We start from the raw sequence: 23,334 nt of genomic DNA on the forward strand, positions 1-23,334 counted from the left end.
CGCTCGACGTCGGAAGCTTCCGACGTCCTCCAGGGGGATCAGTCGTCGGTCAGGCCGAGCTCCTCGCGGGCCACGTCCACGAACCGCTGCGCATACCCGTCACGAGGGATGTCGCCGAGGTAGTAGGTCGCCCAGCGCTCCCGCTCGGCGCGGTACGGATCATCGCGGGTGAGCGCGTCCATCACGGAGTCGAGGTTCTGGAGCACGCCGTCGACGGCCACCAGGACGTAGGCGGCGCGGGCCATCGGGTTCATCTCGACGAACTCCTCGGCGCCGGCGCGCGGGGAGACCATCGCGAGCGGCTTCCCGGAGTGCAGGAAGTCCCCCACCACGCCGGAGACGTCGGAGATCATCGCGTCGACGGCGTTGAAGCAGTCCACCACGTCCATCTCGCTCTCGGCGACGGAGCCGAAGAGATGCTCGCGCCCGGTCGCCGCGGCATCCGCGGCGAGCATCTCCGTGATCTCCCGGCAGGCCTGTCGCAGCTCCGGGGCGCGACGGGCGTACGGATGCGGCCGGAAGACGACGCGGCAGCCGCGCTCCAGCAGCGTGCGGACGATGTCCGCGCCGACGGGCAGCGAGGAGTAGTTGGTCTCGGCCTGGTACCCGAGCCAGGTCGGGGCGTACAGGACGGCGCGGTCCTCGAGCTCGCCGATCGGACCCCGTGCCTGGAGCACGTTCTCGACCTGCGGGCGACCCACGATGCGGAAGATGTCACGCGGCATGGGCACGCCGAAGGTGTCGAAGCGGTCGATCGCCGCCTGACCGGCGACGAAGTCGCGGTCGTACATCCTGGTGATCGGATTCGCGCTCGCGGCCTTGTCGGACTCGCCGTGCAGGAGCTGGATGTGCGTGAGGGCCGAGTACCGGATCATGTGGGTGTTCCGCATCGCGTTGTTGACGTAGAACACGCCGCGCGCCGAGGGGACGATGAGGGCGTCGAGATCCGACATCGAGCGTCGCAGGATCACAGGATGCTCCGTGCGGCGGTGCAGCTGGCGGAAGTTGCCGACGGTGCGCACCACGATCGCGAAGGGCACGCCGAGCCGCTCGAGATAGGGCAGCCACATCATCACCTGGAAGGCGGATCGCGCCGGGGCATGCCAGTAGATGTAGAAGACGGGCTCCATCTCCTCGAGGATCTGCGGGAGATCCTGCTGGAAGGAGTGCCGCGCCCGGATCCTCCGCAGCACGTCGAACGTCGCTGCCGCCACGGTCGCCAGCGAGACCACGATGAGCCCGGCTGCGACCGGGACGAGCACCGTCGGGGCGAGGGTCGCGAGGACGAGCAGGAGGACGATGAGCAGGTTCAGCGGGAAGAGCCAGCCATAGGGGAAGGTCGCGGCGTTCCGCGCGAGCCGGCCGGGGATGTTGGCCCCGTAGGGGACCGCCATCCCGTTCAGGGTGCGCAGCAGCGGCTCCGCGGCGATGATGAGGATCGCGAGCAGCAGCACGACCACGGCCAGCGGCGTGAGAGCTCCCTCGGTGCTGAGGAGCGCTGCCGATGTCGCCACCAGGAGGAAGCGGGAGGTCAGGTACCGGCCCGCGCCGCCGATCCCTCGAGGCACGCGCCGCAGCGTCTTCCGCTGGCGCCGCACGACGGCGGCGAGCACCACGAGCGCCAGGAAGAGCGCGACCGTCGTATCGCCCGCCGCGACCGCCACCACTGCGGACACCGCGGCGAGCACGTTCACGGCCGCCGGCCACAGGGAGAGCTTGTCCGCGGCCTTCCGCAGGCTGATCGCTGTCACTGCGCAGCACCTCTCTTCTCAGGGGCATGACCGTGCCGCGAGCGTCACGAGACGCCCGAGCATTCGATGATCTTGTCACGAGCGGCCGCGCGCGCCCGGCATTCCGTCAGCGGTGTCCGCCGAAGCCGAGGCGCCTGGCGACGGAGCGGCCCGCCTTCCCCGCCCCGGCAAGTGCGCCGGTCACCAGCGTCTCAGCCTCCGTCCCGGAGGGCAGGACGACCGCCGGCGGCAGCTCGAGCGTGACGGTGCCGGAGAGATCGCTCACGCTGAGCCACCTCAGCTGCGACGCCTGTCTGCGGGGAAGGGGCACGGCGGCGAGCCCCTCCCCCGCAGGCACCACACGGACCTCCTCCCCGTCTCCGGGCGCGTCCTTCTCAGCGTGCGCGACGGCGCGGAGATTGTCCGTCTCGTCGCCGCCGAGGATCGCGATCCGTTCCTCCGCTCCGCTGCGCAGCACCGTGAGCAGGCGGGCGTCGGGGCCGGGCTTGTCGTTCACGGTGTACCCGATGTCGAGCGAGAGGTTGCCGTACCCCTTGGTGAAATAGGCGATCCCCAGGTCTCGTCCGCGCACGGGATCCAGCAGCCGGCGGGGCCGCTCCTCGATGCGCTCGGAGCGATGCCTCCCCAGGCGGTTGACGAGCTCGACGCTGCCGTACCGGTGCACGACGTAGAGGTCCTGGACCCCCTTCGGGTAACGCGCGGCGTCGAGCGTCGCCCGGAACTGGAGAGCGGGCGTGCCCGAGCGTCCGACCTCCTGGACGTCGATCGCCGGGAGGTCCTCCCAGTCGTCCTCGGCACGATCCCGCAACCTCAGGGCGACCTCGTCGGGCGGGGCGGTGCTGCGGGAGACTCGTGCGCTGGCCACGAGGTGGAGGGTCATCCCGTCGATTTCGAGGTCCTCGAGAGCGACGATGCCGTTGACCTGCACGTCGTGGAGCAGCTCGTCGTCGATCTCCGCCGCGAGATCGGCAGGGAGGTCGAAGCGGAAGCCGGTCCCGTCGGGCACGAGGAGCTCCTTGGTGGAGTCCCGTTGCCAGGCGATGACGCGCCGCAGCGCGTCGATCTTCCCGTCGAGGGCGAGTCGCAGCTTGAGGCGTGGCAGGGAGCTCAGGTGCGCGGCCGCGGCCGGGGTGAGCAGCGGGGGCACCACGCGGCGCAGCTCGTCGACGACCCGTTGCTGCTGCTCCTCGTCGAGGTCGAGGAACCGGGGCCAGAGCGCCTTGGTCAGAGCCCCGCGCACGGGGCGTCGGAGGATCCCGTCGCGCAGAGGCCCCGGCTCGCTCCACTTCTCGATCACCTCGAAGCTGGCGGTGACGAGCTGCGCGTAGTCCCATGCGCTGCGGTACGAGGAGGTGACGTTCTTGCCGTCGTCGCGCTTGCGGACCAGGACGTAGTCGCGGTCGGCGCGCACGGAGATCTTCTCCGCGACGAGATAGCAGGCGAGGGTGAAGGGCTGGTCCGAGCCGACGCGCAGATGCGTGGGATTGTGCGCACCGGTCTTGGTCACCAGGTCGGTGCGGAAGAGCTTGATCGCGGTGAGCGAGTTGTAGAGCTTGTCCGCGACGATGTCGGCATCATCCACGGAGCGCTGGAACATCGAGCTGGGGGCGTGACGCCCGTTCAGCCCAGCCATCTTCGCCAGCACGATGTCCGAGCCCTCCTCCTCGGCGTACCGGGCGAGGTCGCCGAGCGTGTTCTCGGTGAGCACGTCGTCGGCGCCGACGACGAAGAAGTACTTGCCCGTCACGGCCGCGATGCCCTTGTTGCACGGGTCGGCCGGCCCGCCCGAGTTCGGCTGATCGATGAGACGGTAGTTCGGGTGGCGTGCGGCGTACTCGGCCAGGACCTTCTCCGAGCCGTCGTCGGAGCCGTCGTTGACGAGGATCACCTCGAGCTGCGATGGATCCAGGCCCTGCTTCGGCAGCATGTCGAGCAGCTCGACGAGATAGGGCATCGCGTTGTAGACCGGGATCACGAGGGAGACGAGCGGCGTCTCCGCGGACTGCGACATCAGCGTCAACCTTTCAATCTCGGGGGCGCCGAGTCTTCCAGACACCGTGTCCCCGGGCCAGCCCCGGGCCGTCGACCCAGGAGGGCGTCCGCTCAGGACCTCGTCAGCGCGGCGCCTCTCCTGCTCACTCCAGCAGCGGCCGGATCTGCTCCTCGAGCGGCTCGGCGAGCCGGGCGCTGAAGGTCGCGGTGAGATGCTGCTCGTCCCGGTACACGAGCAGGTTGTCGATGATCGTCGGGCAGGTCTCCTCGTTGCAGAGGTAGTCGGTGAGGTCGAGGTACTCGGCGTCACCAGCCTGCGCCGCAGCCTTCTCCGTCTCGATCACCTCGGGGGAGAAGGCCTCCTGGACCGTCGCGTCGCAGTCGCCGGCGTGCTCGAGGTTGTTCGAGAGGCACTGCGCCGGGTCGGCGCCCTGCAGCGGGACGTCCGCGAGCACGGCCACGTTGCCGGAGCCGTCGACCTCCTGGATCGTCGACTCCAGACCCGCCCGCCACTGCGCGGCGGGATCGTCGCCGTCCATCATCTCCCACTCCTCGGTGCCGTGGTTGGCGAGGAGGACCAGCGCCGGCTCCTCCTGCTGGATGCGCTCGATGACGCCGCTGCGCCACTGGGCGCACTCGTCGTACTCGACCCCGTCGATCAGCAGGGGCACGTCCGCCGAGGGGCAGGAGCTCTTCGTGTTCGTGTCGAGGCGGATCTCGCCGTCCTCGGCGAGTCGGGCGAGCGCCGGGTACCAGGACGCCGCATGGGAGTCGCCGAAGAGGAACACCAGCGGTGCGTCGGGGTTCTCGCCGATCCGGCAGCCGCTCGCGTCGGTGCTCGCCTGGGTGCGGTGGCAGTCGTCGTCGTAGATCGAGGGATTGTCATCTGCGGCGTCCTCGAGGGACGGCTCGAGGTTCTCGGGGACGAAGTCCGTCCCCTCGGGATCGGTGCGGAGCGTCCCCGCCTCCGGTGCGGTCTCGTCGGTGCCCAGCTCGGCGTCGTCGGCGGCGCGGTGCACGCCGCCGGCGGTCGCGACGAGGGCGAGCGACGCGGCGAGCGCCGCCGCGCCCGTCAGGAGCGAGGAGCGGTTCCGCAGCGCCGGCCAGGAGATCACGGGTCGCTCCACGAAGCGGTACAGCAGCCAGGCGAGCGGGACCCCGACCGCCCCCAGCGCCAGGCGCACCGTGAGCGGCAACGGAGACTCCTCCCCCACCGCCGCCTGCGGGATGATCTGCAGCGGCCAGTGGACCAGGTACAGCGAGTAGGAGATCGCCCCGAAGAACTGGAAGGGAGCCAGCCCCAGCAGCCGCGTCGCGTGCAGGCCGCCGGAAGCGGTGCCGCCCACGATCATCGCCGCCGTCGCGAGGACGGGAAGCGCGGCGGCCGTCCCGGGGAACGGGGTCGCGTCGTCGTACAGCAGCGCGCCGGCGAGCAGGGCGGCCAGTCCCGCCCACGCCAGCAGGCCCACCGCGGGATGCTGCAGCCGCCGTGCCGCGCGGGAGCGCAGCAGGAACGCGATGAGCGCCCCGACCCCGAGCTCCCAGGCACGGGTGTGCAGGCCGAAGAAGGCCCACGGGGTCGAGATGCCCATCCACAGCACGCAGGCGAGGAAGGAGGCGAGGGTCAACACGGCCGCGACGGCGAACAGGCGCCCCTCCCGGCGCCGGCACAGCACGAAGCCGGCCGCGAGGATCGCCGGCCAGAACAGGTAGAACTGCTCCTCGATGCCGAGGGACCAGTAGTGCTGGAACACGGAGGGGCTGGTCCCGGCCAGATAGTCGGTGCCCTGCACCGCGAACAGGAAGTTCGGGACGTAGAACGCCGTCGCGATCGCCCCGCGCACCACCTCCTCGAGCGCGAGCGGCGGCATCCAGATCCACGCGGCGACCGTCGTCAGCGCGGCGACCAGCAGCGCCGCGGGGAGGATCCGTCGGGCGCGGCGCGCGTAGAAGGCGGGGAAGGAGATCCGTCCGTGGGTCGCGAGCGACTCGAGCAGGTGCGTGGTGATCAGGAAGCCCGAGATGACGAAGAACGCGTCGACCCCGATGAACCCGCCGGAGAGGGTCTCGACGCCAGAGTGGTACAGCACCACGAGCAGCACGGCGATCGCGCGCAGCCCCTGGACGTCGGGGCGGAACGTCGATCGCTTCTCCGTGCCGCGGCGCGCTGCTGCGGCGTCCGGCCCGCTCGCACGGACCCCTGCTGCAGGATCAGGCATCCGTCGAGGGTAGCGCGCCGCCCCGCCGCGCACGCTCAGGGCCGGATGACGCCGACGCCCGGACGGGTGCGCCGGCCGAGCTCCACCAGCGCGTCGCAGGCCTGCTCGAGATCGAGGGTGCGGGTGACGAGGTCCTGGGGGCGCAGCGATCCCTCCCGCACCAGGGCGAGCAGCCCGGGATAGTCCTCGGCGGCCATGCCGTGGCTGCCCAGCACCGTGAGCTCCTCGGAGATCACGCGCGGCATGGCGAGCCGGGGCGGGGCGGAGTAGAGGCCGATCTGCACGTGACGGCCGAGCGGTGAGAGGGCGAGCAGCGCGGCATCGGTGGTCTCCTCCCGGCCGAGCGCCTCGACGCTCACCGTCGGCCGCTCCCCCGCCGCGTCGAGGATCGCCGCAGCCGTGGCGGCCGAGTCCAGGCCGCGGCTGTCCACGACGACCTCGGCGCCGTGGGCGCGGGCGAGGTCGAGCGCTCCCGGATCCACGTCCACGGCGATCGGCCGCGCGCCGAGGGAGGCGGCGATCATCACGGCCGAGAGCCCCACCCCGCCGCAGCCGATCACCACGACGGCCTCCCCGGCGCGGAGCCCGGCCCGGGCCGTGAGCGCCCGGTACGCGGTCGCGAAGCGGCAGCCGAGGGTCACCACGGCCTCGGCGGGCAGGTCCTCCCCCACCGGGACGAGGTTGTGGTCGGCGGCCCGGATCGCCACCTGCTCGGCCCAGGAGCCGTCGTGTGTGAAGCCTGGCTGGGTCTGGTCCGGGCAGATCTGGGAGGCCCCCTCCCGGCACCAGCGGCAGCGCCCGCAGCCCTCGACGAAGGGCGTGGTCACCCGGTCCCCGACCCTCACGGTGCGCACGTCGTCGCCGAGCGCGGCCACGCGCCCCACGAGCTCGTGGCCAGGCACGTGCGGGAGGGTCACGTCGGAGTCGTGACCGGCGAAGGCGTGGTGGTCCGAGCGGCACAGCCCCGTCGCCTCGACGTCGAGGACCGCGCCGCCGGGCGGAGCCGCAGGGGCCGGGAGGTCCCGGACCTCGGGGCGGAGACCGAACTGCTCGATGACGACGGCGCGCATGAGGGAGAGTCTGTCAGGCTCTGCCCTGTCTTAGCCTCCGTCTACCTGCTGATCTCCTGCCGTTCGTCCCTCACAGCACGTCGATCAGCCTTCGGCCCGCCCCTTGCGCCAGTAGCCCATGAAGGAGACCTGCTTGCGGTCCACGCCGAGCTCCTTGACCAGGTGGCGGCGCAGGGTGGTGATCACCCCGGCCTCGCCGGCGAGCCAGGCGTAGAACGGGCCGTGGCCCTCGGTGGTCTCCCACAGGATGGTGTGGTCGATGTCGACCTCCTCGAACTCGCCGGTGGAGGTCTCCTCGGCCTGCTCCGATGCGGGTTCGCGGATCAGCTCGGGGCGGTCCTCGATCAGGGCGCGCACCGCGGGGTCGAGCAGCGTGCCGTGCGGGGCATCGCCGCGAGCCAGCCAGGTCACCTCCACGCAGGAGCGGGTGAGCACGCGCTGCTCGTCCCCGGCGTCGGGCACCTCGATCAGGGCGTGACCCGTGAACGAGGCCGGGAGAGTCTCGAGGATCGCGCAGATCGCGGGCAGGGCGGTCTCGTCCCCGGCGAGCAGGAGGCGCCGGGCGGGGCCGGGGCGGAACTCGATGCCGCCGTAGTCGGGGCCGATCAGGCGGCGGTTCGGGCCCAGCATCGTGATCGTGTCGCCCACCTGGGCGGAGGCGGCCCAGCGGGCGGCGACCCCGGAGCCGGGCACGACGGGCTCCTCGAGGTGGAGCACCATGTCGATGTCGAGCTCCGGGTCGGGGCCCAGGTTCCCCGGGTGGCCGGCGCCGCGCAGCTCCCGGATCGAGTAGGTGCGCATCCAGCCGCGCTCGGCGGTGTCGACCTGCAGCCAGTCGCGGTACCAGCCGTCGAAGGCGGCAGGATCGGAGACGGCGTCCGGTCGCAGCGCGGCGAAGAGGTCGCGGGTCGATCCCGGCGCGGGGATGATCAGCTTCACGCGGAGGTCCAGCAGCGGACCGCCCACGCCGAGGTGGCGCAGCTCGGGACCGGTCAGGGTCAGACGCACCAGGTTCTTCCCCACCATCTCCCGGGCGCCGACGGTGAGCTCGTAGGCGAGGGTGGGAGACGCCTCGTGGGCGACGACGAGTGCGGGGGCGGCCTGTTCGGTCGTGGTCATCGGGTCCTCCAATGCGGCGGGGACGGCACCACGGATCATCGGCGGAGCGATCCCGACGATGTGGTGAGGTGAGCCTGACCTTATTACGCAATGGCGCGCGCGCTCAATCATCTGCGTCGCTTCCGGACGCCCACGGGGGCGGGATCACACGAGCCCGCTCGCTGCAGCCTCGGGGCCGCCGCGCCGTGCGGCGCGGATCACCTCGGGATCAGGCGTCCCCGGCCGCCCTCTCGCCCCCTGCCGGGGCGTCGTCGCCGGGCACGTCCGCGTCATCCGGGTCCTCGAGGCCGTCGACCCCCGCCTGGCGGTACAGCGCGATGAACTCCCGCGCGGTGTCAGGACCGATCATCAGGCGCAGCACCGGGGAGACCTCGAAGTCGTCGCCCTGCTCGTCCAGCAGCCCGGCGCGCTGGACCTTCGCGATCGAGGCGCGAACCTCCTTGGCGAAGCCGGCCTCGTCGGTCGACGTGGTGCGGCGGTAGGCGGCCAGCGCCTGCTGGATCTCCGCCTCGGAGACGACGGTGCGCTGACCCCGGGAGGACTGGGTGAGCAGCATCTGGCGCAGCACCAGCAGCAGCACCGAGTCCAGACGGTTCATGCCGGTCAGACGGCGCAGCAGCTTCGGCGCGTCGGGATCGTCCTCGCTCTGGCGCACGAAGGCGACCTGGGCGTCGTCGTCGACGATCAGCTCGAGGAAGAGATCGGCGAGCCGCGCCTCGATCGCGGAGCGGTCGCGCAGCAGCTGGGCGTAGCGGGCACCGTCGCGCCGCCCGTCGAGGAAGGGGCCCTGGAGCAGGTGCACGAGCACCCGGCGGGAGTCGTCCACGAGCGCGCCGCCGGGCACGGACGGACTCGCCTCCTCGCTCGCGGCGAGATCGTCGGGATCGGGGCGGTGCGCAGGACTGGTCACGGCGACCCAGCCTACCGGCGCTCCCCCGCCGCGGGAGGGCGCAGCGGGCCCGGGGCCGGAATCTGACCGACTGGTGAGAAATCCACCCAAAACGGACATGCTTCTGGTGGAATCGGGGGACGCCCGGGAACCGTCCTCCGCCCGAGCTCCGCCGACGACCACGAGGAGCCGTCATGTCCACCCTGCCCGCCCCTGCAGTCCTCGCGATCCTCGTGCTCGCGCTCCTGGTGCTGATCGTGCTGATCGCGCTCGTGGTGCGAGGCCGACGGGACGCCCCTGCGCCCGCCCCGTCGGCCAACAAATCGCCGAACGACCCGGCGTCGGATGCTCCGCAGGGGGACGCCGAGGCCGCAGCCACTGACGCGGCGGGCCCCGACAGCGCAGCCTCCGAGGAGACGGACCCGGGCGGCCCTACCCTCGACGGCGCAGCGCCCGACACTCCGGCCGCCCCCGTGGACGACGACCCGCGCCCCTGGCGGGAGCGGCACGGCCGGCGCGCCTCGCGGCCGCTGCTCGGCGAGCTGCCCCCGCCCTCCGCGCAGGACCCCTCCGCAGAGGGCCGGCCGACGGCGCAGAGCTGGGAGATCGCCCCCGAGAGCTCCGCCGAGCGCCGCAGCTGACCTCCCCGGAGCCTCGCAGCGCTCGCCCCTCTCGTCGCCGCTCTCCTCACGTCGAGGTCACGGAGATCGACACGCCCGGACCCCGAACAGCTGGTCGGTATGTGCACCACGAGCACCCGATGTCTGGTGGAATCGGGACAGCGCCCGCGACCGGGCACCCGGTCGGGGCGAGCTCCACCGCCAGGCGGCGGAGCCGTCGACCACGAAGGAGACGACCATGTCCGACCTCTCCACCCCCGTGATCATCGGGATCATCCTGCTGGTCCTCGTCGTCATCGTCCTCATCGCCGTCGGCGTCGGGGTCTCGAGGCGTCGCAGGCAGCGGCAGCAGGAGGAGGACCGCCGTCGCGCCGCGGAGATCCGCGAGCAGGCGTCCCAGAAGGAACAGGCCGTCCAGGAGCGCGACCTCGAGGCGCGCGAGACCGAGCTCGAGGCCGATCGGGCGCATCTCGAGGCCGAGCGGAAGACGAAGGACGCCCAGCAGCAGCAGATCGCCGCCGAGCGTCGGCGCAGCGAGGCCGAGGCACGGCGCCGCGAGGTCGACCAGGAGCGCAACGACGTCGAGGAGCGGCGCGCCGAGGCCGACCGCCTGGATCCCGAGGCCGAGGCCGGTGCCGAGGACCGGCTGCAGACGCTCTCGGAGGAGCGCCTGCAGGAGCGGCCGGAGGACCGCCTCGAGGACCGCCCGGACGCTCGCCCGGAGGATCGACTGCGCGGGCGGCACGCCGCCCGCCCCGTGGCCGAGGAGCCGTCGGCGGCCGACGACCCCGCCCATCCGGGCTCCGCGCGGCACGCCGCGACCGGAGACGGCGCAGAGACCGCCCCCGTCGAGGAGCCCGGCGGGGTCCAGGACTGGTCCGCACCCGCCGCACCTGCCGAGGAGGACGACCCGTTCTTCCGTCAGGAGCGGCTGCTGCACGAGGGCTGCGACGAGCTCCCGCCGGAGCGGCCCGAGCCCGGCACGGAGCAGGACGGCCCTGCGCAGGAGGGCACTGGGCAGGACGGCGCCGAGCCGCGCCGCTGACCGCCCTCTCCCACGCAGCATGCGGCCCGGGAACCCGAGGGTCCCCGGGCCGCGTCATGCCAGACTTCCGCCATGACCGACCGCTCACCCCGCACCCGCATGGACGACCTCACGGTCGAGCGCGTGCTGCGGGTGGTCGAGGCGATCCCGCCCGGCCGCGTCGCCGCGTACGGGGAGGTCGGCGCGATCGTGGGCGTCGGACCGCGGCTCGTCGGCCGGATCATGCGCACCTGGGGCTCCTCCGTGCCGTGGTGGCGGGTGACCGACAGCTACGGCGACCATCCGCTGCTCGCCCGCGCGCTGCCGCACTGGCAGGAGGAGGGCATCGTGCTGAAGCCCAACCGGCGCGGCTGCCGCATGGCCCAGTTCGGCGCGGACCTCGCGCAGCTGCGCACCGACGCCGGCCCGGCGCTGGCCGAGCTCGATGGGGAGTCCTCCCCATAGGCGCTGCGGGGCGTGCGCGCCTAGAGTCGATCCGCAACGCACAGCATGCCGACCGCGCGGGGACCCGCGGCCCGGCGCTCAACGACCTCGGGGGATGGCAGTGAGCTTCTACGGAGCCGACACCGCGCAGCTGATGGACATGGGCCAGCGCATGCGCGTGAGCATGATGACGCTGCAGGACATCCAGCGGCAGATCGTCCAGAGCGTGGCCACCGTCGAGTGGACCGGCCCCGACGCCGAGACGTTCCGCGGCGACGCGAGCTCGAGGGTCACCGCACCGATCTCGACCGCGATCGAGGACCTCGGCCGTCGCGCCGAGGAGCTGGGCGAGCACGCCCGCGAGCAGGACGACGCCTCCGACCCCCGCGGGACGTGGGAGAAGATCAACGACTTCCTGCACGTCCCCGCTCAGGTCACGCGCTTCGCCCGCAATCTCCAGAAGCTGATCCAGGACCCGAAGAAGATGATGGACATGTTCCGTCGCTTCCCGGAGCTGCGGCAGACGTTCAAGGACCTCAAGAACCTCGACGAGGTCTTCCCGGCGCTGAGCGCGCTCGAGCGCAGGACGATCCGCGCCGAATGGGCCGACGAGCTGCTCGGCAGGGGCTGGGAGAAGCTCGGCAACGCCATCCCCCAGAAGATCAGCTCGCTGCTCGGCGTGAACATCCCGGGCAAGGAATGGGCGGGCAAGATGCTCTCCCACATGGACGAGATCACCGACGCGACCAAGCCCTGGGTCAAGCTCGGCTCCAAGACCTTCGGGAAGGTCCTGCCCGGCCTCGACATCGGCCTGGGCGTCCGCCAGATGATGGACCCGGACTCCACCGGCTACGACAAGTTCTCCGGCGGCCTCTCCACCGTGGGCGGCGTGCTCACCCTCGCCGCGCCGCTGGCCGGGCCCGCCGCACCGATCGTCGCCGGGGTCGGGATCGGGCTCGGAGTCGTCTCGGCGGGCATGGACCTGGGCAAGATGGCCTACGAGAACATCCCCGCCGTGCAGAACACCGTGGACTCCGCCGTCGGCGCCGTCAAGGACGTGGGCAGCGCGATCGGTGAGGGCCTCGGCAAGATCGGCGACGGGTTCGCCTCCGTGTTCGGCTGACCGAGACCGCCTCCCCACCCGTGGGAGGATGCCCAGGACCCGCCGCCGCTCCGCGCCGCCGCGCCCCACCCCACCGACGGGAGAGGAACCCCATGTCCCAGCCCACCGCGACCGCAGGCCCCGACCGCGGCGCCGCCTGCGCCCTGTTCGTGCTCGAGGGGGCCGAGGACGGCCCGACGGCGCTCGGCGTCTTCACCGACGAGGAGCTCACCGCCCTCGACGGCCTCGCCACCGAGCAGCTGGTCCCGCTCCCCTGGCTGCGCGAGAACGAGGAGCGGGTCCCCGCCGAGGTCGCGGCCGGCGTCTCCCTGCGCTCCCTCATCGCGCGCCGCCTGGTGCTTCCCGCCGAGCTGCTGGCCGAGGACTGGGACGACCTCGGCGACGACCCGCGCCGCCTGTACGCGGTCGATCCGGTCCAGGGGATCCTCACCCTGCGCCGCTCCGCCTCGGCCGTGACCACCCTGCAGCGCATCGTCGACATCCAGTCGCACACGCTTGTGCACTACGACTTCGGCGAGGGGCGGATGCTGGAGGAGGAGATCACCCACGACGGGTTCCACCACTTCACGGTGCTGCCCGCGCAGTCCGCGCCGGACCGCGCCATGATGGTGATCGACCAGGACGAGGTCGCCGCCGACGACGGCGGGAGACGACGGGCACGGCTGTCCGAGGTCGACCAGGACCCCCAGCTCGCGACGATCCTCTCGGACACCCGGGCGCTGACCGTCCTGTCCTCGGTGCGCCGGGACGCCGATCCGGTCCAGTACAGCTTCTACGCCACCAGCGACCGCCTGCTGGTCTCCCTCGCCGAGGAGGGCGACGGGGCCGAGGACCCGCATCTGCAGTTCGTCGAGGTCGCCCGGGCGACCGCCGTCGACCTGCTCCGGGAGGTCCTCGTGGAGGCCGAGGCATGAGCCCCTCGCTGCGCGGCGCCCAGGACCAGCTCGGCGCGCCCCGGGCGCAGTTCCGGATGCACTGGCCCGCCGTGGTCTGGGCCGTGCTGTGGCTGACCCCGCTCGTGGTCGCCGCGCTCATCCTCGCCACCGGCAGTCCCGGCACGGCGGTCGCGCTGCTGGTGGTGCTCTGGCTCGTGATCTCGCTGCCGCTGACCTGGTTCCTGCGACGCCACCGGATGATCCTGACCGACCGGGCGATCGTCATGGGTGCGTTCGTCCCCGGCGTCGCGCCCAATGTGCTCTTCTACTCCGACGTCGACACCTCGACGATCCGCACCTGGTCCAACCTGCGCGCCTATCTGCGCTCCTCCGGCAGGACCGCATTTACCAGCGGAGAGCTGATCACCCCGCTGTCCGGGCTCGGGGTCACCCTGCGGGTGCGCCGCTCCGGTCGCCTCCAGGGCGGGCGCCTGGTCGAGGACGACCTGGTCGCCTCCCTCGGCGGGACCGTCGAGCTGTTCGCGCTCGGCGGCTCCGCGGAGCGGTTCATCGGCGCGCTCGTCCCGCTGCTGGTCGCGGCCGGCGTCCCCGGTGCCGAGGAGGTGCCCCGCACCGCCCTGCCCCCGGGCCGGCTGTCCGGGCGGAAGGACTCCCACCGCACCGAGATCCCCGGCTGGCCCGCCCCGCAGCAGGCGGAGCGCTTCGAGGACCTCCCCGCGGAGGTCCAGGAGAGCCTGCGGCGCCGGATGTCGAAGGGCTGAGACCGCGCGGCCGCGGCGCTCACCGCGGCTGCGGCGCTCACTCCACCGGGACGTCGTCCAGGAAGTAGAAGGAGGGCACCTTCGCCGCGTACTCGTGGCCGTCCAGCTCCCGCCAGGTGACGATCTCGGTGGATCCCTCGCGCTCCTGCGCATGGGTGGTCGCCAGGAACATCAGCCCGATCACGCTCGCGAGGCCCTGCTCGGCCGGGTTCTCCCGCAGGATGTCGCCGATCGAGGCCTGCCCGGAGCGGCCGCGCACGTCGTTGACCTGCGTGGTCAGGCCCACGATGTCGATGTCGTTGGTGCGCACGAGGTCCTGGAGCACCTCGACGCTGAGCGAGGTCGCATCGTGCACCTCCGCCTCCGCGGGCGCACCCGGGTCGGTGGGGTCCTTCAGCCGGTGCTGGGCGACCGAGCTCATCAGCACCCGCGACAGGTCCAGCTCGAGCGGGAAGGGCGTGCGGGTGGGCACCTCGTCCTTCTGGGCGAGGGCGAGGCCCTGCGCCTCCTGCAGCGCCTCGAGCAGCACCCGGTGCTGGCGGAAGTCCTGGGAGCGCACGAAGCGGGCCAGGGAGCGGTACAGCTCCGTCTTGACGTCCAGCACCTCCTGCGCGGGCTCGTAGAGGTCGCTGAACACGTTCGCCAGGCGCTCCCGCTCGTCGCGGGAGAGGGAGCGGGCGAAGTCCCGCTCCAGCAGCCGGTCCACCAGCTCCTGCGTGGTCCGGGTCTGGACGGGGTCGTTGAGCATCCGGAAGAACGCGGTGAAGGTGCGGCCCACCGTCGACTGGCCCAGCAGGTCGTCGCCGGCCAGCAGCTGTTCGAGGATCTCGCCTCGCGAGCCCTCCGGGGAGAGGATCTGCTCGCGCAGGTGCAGGTCCACGGCGCGCAGGTCCTCGCGGTACTGGAGGAAGTCGCCGGAGAGCTCCGCGGCGATCTGCAGGATGTCGCGCAGACGGTCCACGGACGCCTCGGCACTGGGCAGCAGCAGCTCCCCCTCGGCGAGCTCGCGGATCTCCTGCTCGATCCGCTCGCGGCGGCGCTGCAGATCGGCCAGTCGCACGTCCCGGTCGGTCTCCGTCTCCTGGGCGAGGCGGTCGAACTGCTGGATCACCAACTGCAGGCGGGACTGGGTGGTGGTGGGGCGGTGCTCCTCGAGCGAGGCGATGAACTGGATCGCGTCGATCGTGGCGGGGCTCGGCTCGAAGGTCGTCTCGGTGTGCTGCGGGTCGTCGCGCCGGGTCAGATAGCCCTCGCGCACCCACGCGTCGACGTACTCGGCCGCGCTGCGCCCGCCGCGCGCCTCCCCGCCGGCCCCGGTGTCCCCGTCGGCGCCCTCGGTCGGGGCGTCGTCCTGCTCGTCGTGCAGCAGCGCGAGATGCGCGCCGACGCGGGCGACGAGCTCGCTGCGCGGCAGGCGTCGGTCCCCCGCCGGGAAGGTGGCCTGCAGGATCGCGAGCACCGCAGGGGCCTTCGTCGCCGCGAGCAGGCGCCAGGTGCTGGCCCGGCGCAGCTGCTCGTAGGCCTCCTTGCGCGCGGACACGGCGTCGCTGCGGCGGTCGGTCCACCGGTTCGGCTCGGTCGTGGTCACGGTCAGCGAGTCTAGCGGTGCCGGGCGCCCGGCCCGTCGGCGTGTGCGCGGTCGCTCCCGGGCCGCCGCCGCATCGTTGTGAAGCTGTGTCCCGGAACGCTCGCGACCAGGGACTTCCGTGCGGTACGTTCGCCATGCCCGCGTGGACCCGACCGTCGACGACGACCCCCGGATGCCCCACGCGCTCGTCATGTTCGAAGGAGAACATCATGCGGCGCAGGAACTTCCTCCTCCTCTCCGGCAGCGGCCTCGCAGCGGCGGGTCTCGCGGCCTGCGGCGGCTCGGGCGGCGGAGGGGGTGAGAGCGGCGGCGGCTCCGAGGTCGAGGTCTTCACCTGGTGGGCGCAGGGCTCGGAGAAGGCGGGCCTGGACGCGCTGGTGGAGCAGTTCGAGAAGGACTACCCCGACCTCACCTTCGTCAACGGCTCCGTCGCCGGCGGCGCGGGCAGCGCCGCGAAGGACATGCTGCAGTCCCGCCTCCAGGCCGGCGACCCGCCGGACACCTTCCAGGCCCACGCCGGTCTCGAGCTCGCCGACTACATCGACGCCGGCCAGCTCGAGGACGTCTCCGACCTGTACGACGAGTACGGGCTCACCGAGGCGTTCCCCAGCGACCTCGTGGAGCTGCTGACCCTGGACGACGAGATCTACTCCGTCCCCTCCAACATCCACCGCTCGAACGTGGTGTGGACCAACGTGGAGCTGCTGGAGGCGGCAGGCATCGACCCCTCCGCCGTCCCGTCCGACGTCGACGCGTTCATCGCCGACGTGCAGAAGGCCGCGGACTCCGGCGTGACCGGCCTGTCGATCGGCACCACCTGGACCCAGGTGAACCTCCTCGAGGCGATCCTCATGGCCGACCTCGGCAGCGAGGCGTACAACGGCCTGTGGACCGGGGAGACCGACTGGAACGGCGCCGAGGTCACCACCGCCGTGGGCCACTTCGAGCAGCTGATCGCGCTGACCAACACGGACCGCGACGGCCTGGACTGGACCGACGCGACCCAGATGCAGATCGACGGGACCGCCGCCTACAGCGTGATGGGCGACTGGGCCGTGGCCTCCTTCCAGCAGGCCGAGTGGGAGGACGGGAAGGACTTCGGCTACTTCCCGCTCACCGGCGGCGAGGCGATCTTCGGCTTCCTCGCCGACTCCTTCACCCTGCCCGTCGGCGCCCCGAACCCCGACGGCGCGAAGGCGTGGCTGGACACGATCAGCTCCCAGGACGGCCAGCTCGCCTTCTCGCTCGCCAAGGGCTCGATCCCCGCCCGCACCGACGTGGACACCGAGGAGTTCCCCGCCTACCAGCAGACGGCCATCACGTCCTACGCGGAGGACGCGATCTCCCCGTCCCTCGCCCACGGCGCCGCGACCCCCGTCGCCTGGCTGAACGAGATCTCGGACGCGACGAGCAAGTTCACCACCGGCGCGAGCGACGTCGCCGGATACCAGGAGGAGCTCGCCACCATCGCCGAGAAGCACGCCTCGGCCTGAGCCGACCGCCGCGACGGGAGCGCGCCTCGCCCGGGCCCGCTCCCGTCGTCGGGCGTCGGCTCGCCGTCGTCACCGAGCCCCGGCGCGTCCGGGAGCAAGGAGCACCTGTGAAGGCCTTCACCGCGCGCTACGGCGCGCCGCTGCTGATGATCCTGCCCTCGCTGATCCTCATCGGCGTGTTCGTCTACGGGCTGCTGGGGGTGAACTTCTGGACGTCCATGACTGACAACCACACCGCGGCGCAGGCCTCGGGCCGTGAGCCGTCGGCCTTCGTGGGGCTGAGGAACTACATCGACCTGCTGCTGACCGAGGACTTCCGCCACTCGCTGGCGAACCTCGTGCTGTTCACCGCCACGTTCCTGATCGGCGCGCTCGCGATGGGCTTCGTCTGGGCGTGGCTGCTGGAGCGGCCGATGAAGGGCGGGCGGCTGTTCCAGACCGTCTACCTCTTCCCGATGGCGGTCAGCTTCGTCGCCTCCGGCGTGGTGTGGCGGTGGCTGCTGAACTCCAACCAGGGCGAGAGCGCCTCCGGGTTGAACCGGCTGTTCCAGATGCTCGGGATCGGGTTCCTGCAGAACCCGTGGTGGAACAACATCACCTTCGGCATCATGGCGATCGCGCTGCCGGCGATCTGGCAGCTCTCCGGCTACGTGATGGCGCTGTTCCTCGCCGGCTTCCGCGGGGTGCCCGACGAGCTGCGCGAGGCCGCCCGCATGGACGGCGCCTCCGAATGGCAGGTGTACCGCCTGGTGATCTTCCCGCAGCTCACCCCGGTGCTGATGAGCGCGGTGGTGATCATCGCGCACATGTCGCTGAAGTCCTTCGACCTGATCATGTCGATCTCCTCCGCCTCCGCGTACCAGACCAAGGTGCCGGCGGTGGACATGTTCGTGTTCAAGTCCGGCTTCGACTACGCGAACTCGGCGGCGGTCGGCGCGTTCCTGCTGATCATCATCGCGTTCCTGATCGTCCCCTATCTCGTCCAGCAGCATCGGAGCCGCACCCGATGAGCACCGCCTCCGCCACCGCCCCGGCCGACGTGCCGGCCCCCTCCCCCGCCGCGGCCCCGCCGCCCCGCGGCGGACTGCCCTGGGCGCGCGCCCTGCGACTGCTGCTGGTCCTCATCGGCGTCGTGGTCGTGCTGATCCCCGTGTACGTCCTGGTGATCACCAGCTTCAAGGGGCAGGGCGATGCGAGCGCCGCCCGCGCCTGGGCCCTCCCGCAGGCCTGGACCTTCGAGAACTGGACCCAGGCCTGGGAGGCGCTGGGCCCCTCCATCGGGCGCAGCGTGCAGATGGTCGTGCCCTCCACGATCATCTCCGCCGTGCTGGGCTGCATGAACGGCTTCGTGCTCTCGCGCTGGCGCTTCCCCGGCGCGGACATCGTGTTCACCCTGATCCTGTTCGGGATGTTCCTGCCCTACCAGGCCGTGATGATCCCGCTGATGCAGATGCTGCTGGACGTCGGCGTGCCCAACGGGATCCCGTCGCTGATCCTGCTGCACGTGGTGTTCGGCATCCCGATCACCACGCTGATCTTCCGCAACTACTTCGAGTCCGTGCCGCACGAGCTGATCGAGTCCGCGACCATGGACGGCGCCGGGATGCTTCGCACCTTCTGGCACATCGCGCTGCCGCTGGCGATCCCTGCCTTCGTGGTGGTGCTGATCTGGCAGTTCACCAACGCCTGGAACGACTTCCTCTTCGCCGTGTTCTTCTCCTCGCCCGCGAACGGACCGGTCACCCTCGCGCTGAACAACCTCGCCAACGGCGCGCTGCTGGCCAACTACGGCGTCTCCATGGCCGGCGCCCTGCTCGCCTCCCTGCCCACGCTCGTGGTGTACATCGTGCTGAGCAAGTATTTCCTGGCCGGGCTGATGCAGGGGTCAGTGAAGGGGTGAGCGGGGGTTCGGGGCCAGGGGCTGGTCGGGGCTGCCGCACCGACGCCCGTCCTCGCCCCGACATCTTTCCACCGCCGTCCGTCCTCGCCCCGACAACTTTCCACCGCCGAGTGCTGCATCTGGACCGCTATGACGGCCCGATAACGACTCAATCGCAGCACTCGGTGGCGGCTGCGGGCGGGCCCGCGCCGGTGTCGAGGAGGGCGTCAGCCGTCTGCTCGTCGATCACCAGGTCGGTGATGTGCCCGCCGACCAGCGCGGCGTGCAGCGCGGTGATCTTGTGGATCCCGGAGACGGCGCAGATCCGTCGAGGGATGGAGCGCAGCGCCTCGAGGTCCGGTCCGCTGGTGCGGGCGTTCAGGCGCACGGGCGCGGTCTCCCCGTCCGCGTCGAAGAAGGTGGCGGCGATGTCGCCGACGGCGCCGTCCTCCTGGAGCAGGCGGAAGTCGGCGTCCTCGAGGAAGTTCCCGTACAGGTGCGGGGCGCTGGGCAGACCGTCGGACACGGTGCCGACGTTGAACACGAAGACGTCGGCGTTCTGGATCAGTTGCGTGCTCTGCAGGATCAGCCGGTCCCGCTCCAGGGCCCTGGCGAGCCCCGGGGTGTCGAAGAACAGCGGCAGCGGCCGCTGCAGGGCGTTAGCACCGAAGGCATGCCCGTAGCGGTCCATCATCGCGTACGCATAGTGCACGCCGACGGCGGTTCCGTTGCCCATCCCGTTGACCTGGACGACGCGGCAGTTCGTGACGGCCTTCGGCCGGAGCCTGCTGCTGATGGCGTTGACCATGGTCCCCCACGCCACGGCGAGCACCGCGTCCGAGGTCACGACATCGCGCAGGAGCCGGGCCGCGGCCTCCGCAGTGCGCGCGTGCTTCTCCTGTGCCGACACCTCCTCGGTGACCGGCACAACGTGAGGGGTCACGCCGTAGGTGCTCGCGAGCCGCGCCGAGAGCTGCGAGGCGCGGGCACCGGGCTGGAACACCTTGATCTCGACGATGCCGTCCTCGCGGGCCCGCGCCAGCAGCCGGGAAACCGTGGCACGGGAGGTCTGCAGCTCACGCGCCACCGCGTCCATGGTCTTCTTCTCGATGTAGTACGCGACCGCCGCACGAACAGCTCTCCCCTCCTGCTCCGACAGGCCGTCCCGGCCCTCCGCGCGGTGCTCGGTGGCCGGCTGCTCCTCTGGGCTGTGCATGCCCGGATCATGCCAGGCACGCTCCGACGTCGCCGAGGTCTCACCCGTCGGTGAACCGACGTTCACCCGCTCATCATGCGCCTGTCACCTGCGAGTCTGCTGCTCCCCCGCCCTCCTGCCGGACAGAACTTCCCTGGCCGGAGCCATACTCGGCCTCGCTGTGGATGCGAATGCGTTCATCCCTGGACGGAAGCCCACGTGACAGAGGGCGAGCGCTCGACAGAGCGCGAACATCCGTTCATCGCCCTTGTGGCCGTCGTGGCCCGCCCGCACGCTCTGGATGAGCACACCTGACTCGAGCACCCCCGGCGCACGGCACACCGTCCGACGCGCCGCGCGGGACTGCTCGAGGGACCGGCGCCGGAACCGAGAAGGGATGGGACATGCGGGAGTACACCCGGAGCATCACCACCGAGCCGAGCACCGACGTGCTGGTCGTCGGCAGCGGCCCTGCCGGCATCGCCGCCGCGATCGCGGCGGCGCGCGGCGGGGCGTCCGTGCGGCTGGTCGAGCGCTTCGGGTTCCTCGGCGGGAACCTCACCGGCGGGCTCGTCGGGCCCTGTATGACCTCGTTCTCCCTGGACGGGAGGACCCAGCTGATCCGCGGGATCTTCGACGAGTTCGTGCGCAGGATGGAGGCGCTCGGAGGCGCGGTCCATCCCTCCCAGACCGTCTCCGGCAGCCCGTACTCGGGGTTCATGACGTTCGGCCACGAGGCGGTGACGCCCTTCGACCCAGAGGTCGCCAAGCGCGTCTCGATGGAGATGGTGCTCGAGGCGGGCGTGGAGCTGATGCTGCACTCCCTGGTGATCGACACCGTGGTGGAGGACGGGGCGGTGACCGGGGTGATCGTCGCGCACAAGGGCGGCCTCTCCTTCCTCCCGGCCGAGGTGACGATCGATGCCAGCGGAGACGGCGACGTCGCCGCGCGGAGCGGGGCGGAGTTCGGCTACGGGCGCGAGGAGGACGGCGAGGTCCAGCCGATGACGCTGTTCTTCCGCATCCGGGACGTGGACGACGAGGCGGTGACGCGCTACCAGGAGGCACACCCCGAGGAGCGCTTCCCCTTCCAGTCCGTCGTGGAGCGCGTGCACCGCGAGGGCACGTACTCGCTGCCGCGCCGAGGGGTGCAGCTGTTCAAGACCCTGGAGCCCGGCGTGTGGCGCGTGAACACCACGCGTGTCACCGGCGTCGACGGCACGGACGTCCACGACCTCACCCGCGCAGAGGTCGAGGCACGCCGTCAGGTGGTGCAGCTGCTGGACTTCTTCCGCCGCGAGCTCCCGGGCATGGAGAACTGCCGACTGCTGGACACCGCCGGGACCATCGGGGTGCGCGAGACCCGCCGGGTCGAGGGCGAGTACACGCTCACCCTGGAGGACCTCGTCGAAGGCCGTCCTTTCGACGACGTGATCGCCGTCGCCGGCTATCCGGTGGACATCCACAGCCCCACCTCGATCAACGGCCCCTTCGACGACGGCGTCCCGTCGACGGCGAACGTCTACGAGATCCCCTACCGCGCCCTCGTCCCCGCCCGGCTGGACGGTCTGCTGATGGCGGGCCGCTGCATCTCGGGCAGCCACGAGGCGCTCGCAGCGATCCGCGTGATGCCGCCCGCCTTCGCGCTCGGCGAGGCCGCCGGCGCCGCCGCGGCCAGCGCCGTCGACGCCCATCTCGCCCCGCGCGAGATCGACGTGAGCGCGCTGCAGGAGGGCCTGCTGGACCAGGGCGCGTATCTCGGCGAGCGCCTCCGCGCGCCGGCCCAGTCGGCACTCGGGCCGTCGGCCGGCGTGCCATCGAGCGCTGCCCCGCAGACCGCTGCATCCCGCTGATCCCGCCCTTCCCGTCACTGACCTGTTCCACCAACTGCCCGAGGAGCACTGATCATGAGGCGCCGTACCTTCTCGCTCGCCGCCGCCGTCTCGGCCGCCGGCCTCGCCGTGTCGTCCTGCAGCGGATCCGGCGGCGCGGAGCGCGGACCGGACGACGAGCTCATCGTCACCTTCTGGCACTCGATGCGCGGCAACAACGCCGAGCAGCTCGAGTCCTTCGTCGAGGAGTTCAACGAGTCCCAGTCCGAGATCCGCATCGACGCGTCCTTCCAGGGCATGTACGACGAGGCGCAGACGAAGCTGATGCAGGTGGTCGGGACGAAGGACGCCCCGGACCTGATGCAGCTGGGATCCGGGGCGAAGCGGGAGATCATCGACTCCGGCATCGCCCGGCCCATGCAGGAGCTCATCGACGCCGCCGGCTTCGACACCTCGGCGATCCAGCCCAGCATCCTCAGCTCCCGGCAGGTTGAGGGCATGCTCCCCGCGATGCCGCAGGCGACGTCGGCCGCCGTGATGTTCTTCAACCGCGACCTGTTCGAGGAGGCGGGCCTCGACGCCGACGCGCCACCGCAGTCCTTCTCCGAGATCCGCGAGGCATCGCAGACGCTCGTCGATGCCGGGCTCGTCTCCCAGGGCATCGCGATGCTCACCGACGGTGGTCCGTTCGTGGACATGATGGCCAATCAGGGCGAACTCATCCTCGACCAGGACAACGGACGCTCGGGCCGGCCCACCACGGCGGTCTTCGACTCCGAGGCCGGGGTGGAGACGATGACCTGGGTGCGGGACATGCACGCCGACGGGCTCCTGGCGAACTTCGGCCGCTCCTTCGACGACCTGCGACCGCCGTGGTACGCGGGGGACGTCGCGATGATCCTCGACACCAGCGCCGCCTCGATCATCCACGACCAGGAGACGAGCTTCGCCGTCGGCGCGGGGTACTTCCCGGTCCCCGACGGGGTCGAGTCGCAGGGCTCGGTGATCGGCGGCGCCGATCTGTGGATCTTCGCCGACTCCGCCGAGGAGACGCAGACTGCGGCGTTCGAGTTCGTCGCCCACCTGCTGGACCCGGAGGTGCAGGCCCGGTGGGCCGCGGGCACCGGCTACTACCCGATCACGACCGCGTCCTACGACGAGCCCGTGCTCACGAAGGCGATGGAGGAGATCGAGTCGATTCGGGTCGCCAACGAGCAGGTCGGCGACAGCGAGACCAGCCCCGCCTCGCTCGGGACCGTCTCCGGGGTCAGCGTGACGACGTACGTGGCCGACGCCTGGGAGCGGATCTACGACGGCGCGGACCCACGGGCCGAGCTGGACGCCGCCGCCGCGGAGGTCACCAGCGCGCTGGAGTCGTACAACGATGCGAACGGCTGAGCAGGCGGGATCGCCGGGCGCAGGGCCGGCGGGCACGGGGC

19 protein-coding genes are annotated in these 23,334 nt (G+C 71.6%); 11 read left to right on the plus strand and 8 right to left on the minus strand.

Features of this window, described 5'->3' with window-relative positions; genetic code table 11:
- Positions 1-38 precede the first annotated feature (38 nt).
- From D1648_RS14700 to D1648_RS14725, 6 genes are all read right to left on the minus strand, one after another.
- Positions 39-1,751, minus strand: coding sequence for a CDP-glycerol glycerophosphotransferase family protein (locus tag D1648_RS14700; RefSeq protein ID WP_122943165.1), 1,713 nt, complete (start codon positions 1,749-1,751; stop codon positions 39-41).
- Between the two features lie 106 nt (positions 1,752-1,857).
- Positions 1,858-3,762 carry a glycosyltransferase family 2 protein gene (locus tag D1648_RS14705; RefSeq protein WP_122943167.1) on the minus strand — a complete coding sequence of 635 codons (1,905 nt, stop codon included), beginning with the start codon at positions 3,760-3,762 and terminating at the stop codon, positions 1,858-1,860.
- A gap of 124 nt (positions 3,763-3,886) precedes the next feature.
- Positions 3,887-5,962, minus strand: coding sequence for an acyltransferase family protein (locus tag D1648_RS14710; protein WP_122943169.1), 2,076 nt, complete (start codon positions 5,960-5,962; stop codon positions 3,887-3,889).
- A gap of 35 nt (positions 5,963-5,997) precedes the next feature.
- Positions 5,998-7,032 carry an alcohol dehydrogenase catalytic domain-containing protein gene (locus D1648_RS14715; RefSeq protein WP_122943171.1) on the minus strand — a complete coding sequence of 345 codons (1,035 nt, stop codon included), beginning with the start codon at positions 7,030-7,032 and terminating at the stop codon, positions 5,998-6,000.
- Between the two features lie 84 nt (positions 7,033-7,116).
- On the minus strand, positions 7,117-8,151 hold the full coding sequence (locus D1648_RS14720; protein ID WP_122943173.1) for a siderophore-interacting protein: 1,035 nt from the start codon (positions 8,149-8,151) through the stop codon (positions 7,117-7,119).
- 208 nt (positions 8,152-8,359) lie between these two features.
- The gene (locus D1648_RS14725) at positions 8,360-9,061 is read right to left on the minus strand and encodes a DUF4194 domain-containing protein (RefSeq protein ID WP_122943175.1); all 702 of its coding nucleotides are present in this window, start codon (positions 9,059-9,061) and stop codon (positions 8,360-8,362) included.
- A 173-nt stretch (positions 9,062-9,234) separates the two neighbouring features.
- On the opposite strand from D1648_RS14725, the gene D1648_RS14730 reads away from it, so the two are divergent.
- The 6 genes from D1648_RS14730 to D1648_RS14755 all read left to right on the plus strand — a co-directional run bounded on the left by D1648_RS14730 (position 9,235) and on the right by D1648_RS14755 (position 13,908).
- Positions 9,235-9,681, plus strand: a complete 447-nt coding sequence (locus D1648_RS14730) for a hypothetical protein (RefSeq protein WP_122943178.1) — start codon at positions 9,235-9,237, stop codon at positions 9,679-9,681.
- Between the two features lie 217 nt (positions 9,682-9,898).
- A complete protein-coding gene (locus tag D1648_RS17965) occupies positions 9,899-10,705 on the plus strand; it encodes a hypothetical protein (protein ID WP_164518737.1) in 807 nt (268 codons plus the stop codon).
- A gap of 72 nt (positions 10,706-10,777) precedes the next feature.
- On the plus strand, positions 10,778-11,149 hold the full coding sequence (locus D1648_RS14740) for an MGMT family protein (RefSeq protein ID WP_122943180.1): 372 nt from the start codon (positions 10,778-10,780) through the stop codon (positions 11,147-11,149).
- Between the two features lie 94 nt (positions 11,150-11,243).
- The gene (locus D1648_RS14745; RefSeq protein ID WP_122943182.1) at positions 11,244-12,251 is read left to right on the plus strand and encodes a hypothetical protein; all 1,008 of its coding nucleotides are present in this window, start codon (positions 11,244-11,246) and stop codon (positions 12,249-12,251) included.
- A gap of 92 nt (positions 12,252-12,343) precedes the next feature.
- Complete coding sequence (locus D1648_RS14750; protein ID WP_122943184.1) at positions 12,344-13,165, plus strand: hypothetical protein; 822 nt, start codon at positions 12,344-12,346, stop codon at positions 13,163-13,165.
- Positions 13,162-13,908 carry a hypothetical protein gene (locus D1648_RS14755; protein ID WP_122943186.1) on the plus strand — a complete coding sequence of 249 codons (747 nt, stop codon included), beginning with the start codon at positions 13,162-13,164 and terminating at the stop codon, positions 13,906-13,908. The genes D1648_RS14750 and D1648_RS14755 overlap by 4 nt, the downstream gene beginning before the upstream one ends.
- A 37-nt stretch (positions 13,909-13,945) precedes the next feature.
- Here D1648_RS14755 and D1648_RS14760 read toward each other — a convergent pair whose 3' ends face one another.
- Complete coding sequence (locus tag D1648_RS14760; RefSeq protein WP_122943189.1) at positions 13,946-15,496, minus strand: DUF3375 domain-containing protein; 1,551 nt, start codon at positions 15,494-15,496, stop codon at positions 13,946-13,948.
- Between the two features lie 209 nt (positions 15,497-15,705).
- Between D1648_RS14760 and D1648_RS14765 the strand changes: the two genes are divergently transcribed.
- The 3 genes from D1648_RS14765 (at position 15,706) to D1648_RS14775 (ending at position 18,889) form a co-directional block, all read left to right on the plus strand.
- On the plus strand, positions 15,706-16,989 hold the full coding sequence (locus D1648_RS14765) for an ABC transporter substrate-binding protein (protein ID WP_122943191.1): 1,284 nt from the start codon (positions 15,706-15,708) through the stop codon (positions 16,987-16,989).
- A 146-nt stretch (positions 16,990-17,135) separates the two neighbouring features.
- Positions 17,136-17,999 carry a carbohydrate ABC transporter permease gene (locus D1648_RS14770; protein ID WP_206424821.1) on the plus strand — a complete coding sequence of 288 codons (864 nt, stop codon included), beginning with the start codon at positions 17,136-17,138 and terminating at the stop codon, positions 17,997-17,999.
- On the plus strand, positions 17,996-18,889 hold the full coding sequence (locus D1648_RS14775) for a carbohydrate ABC transporter permease (RefSeq protein ID WP_122943196.1): 894 nt from the start codon (positions 17,996-17,998) through the stop codon (positions 18,887-18,889). The genes D1648_RS14770 and D1648_RS14775 overlap by 4 nt, the downstream gene beginning before the upstream one ends.
- Before the next feature lie 148 nt (positions 18,890-19,037).
- Here D1648_RS14775 and D1648_RS14780 read toward each other — a convergent pair whose 3' ends face one another.
- Complete coding sequence (locus D1648_RS14780; protein ID WP_122943198.1) at positions 19,038-20,084, minus strand: sugar-binding transcriptional regulator; 1,047 nt, start codon at positions 20,082-20,084, stop codon at positions 19,038-19,040.
- 383 nt (positions 20,085-20,467) lie between these two features.
- On the opposite strand from D1648_RS14780, the gene D1648_RS14785 reads away from it, so the two are divergent.
- Both D1648_RS14785 and D1648_RS14790 read left to right on the plus strand, forming a co-directional pair.
- Complete coding sequence (locus D1648_RS14785; RefSeq protein WP_122943200.1) at positions 20,468-21,916, plus strand: FAD-dependent oxidoreductase; 1,449 nt, start codon at positions 20,468-20,470, stop codon at positions 21,914-21,916.
- Between the two features lie 54 nt (positions 21,917-21,970).
- Positions 21,971-23,293: an ABC transporter substrate-binding protein gene (locus D1648_RS14790; protein ID WP_122943203.1), complete on the plus strand. Its 1,323-nt coding sequence runs from the start codon at positions 21,971-21,973 to the stop codon at positions 23,291-23,293.
- The last annotated feature ends 41 nt before the right edge of the window (positions 23,294-23,334 follow it).

Origin of the sequence: Brachybacterium sp. EE-P12, assembly GCF_003711805.1 — a bacterium.
Lineage (GTDB): Bacteria > Actinomycetota > Actinomycetes > Actinomycetales > Dermabacteraceae > Brachybacterium.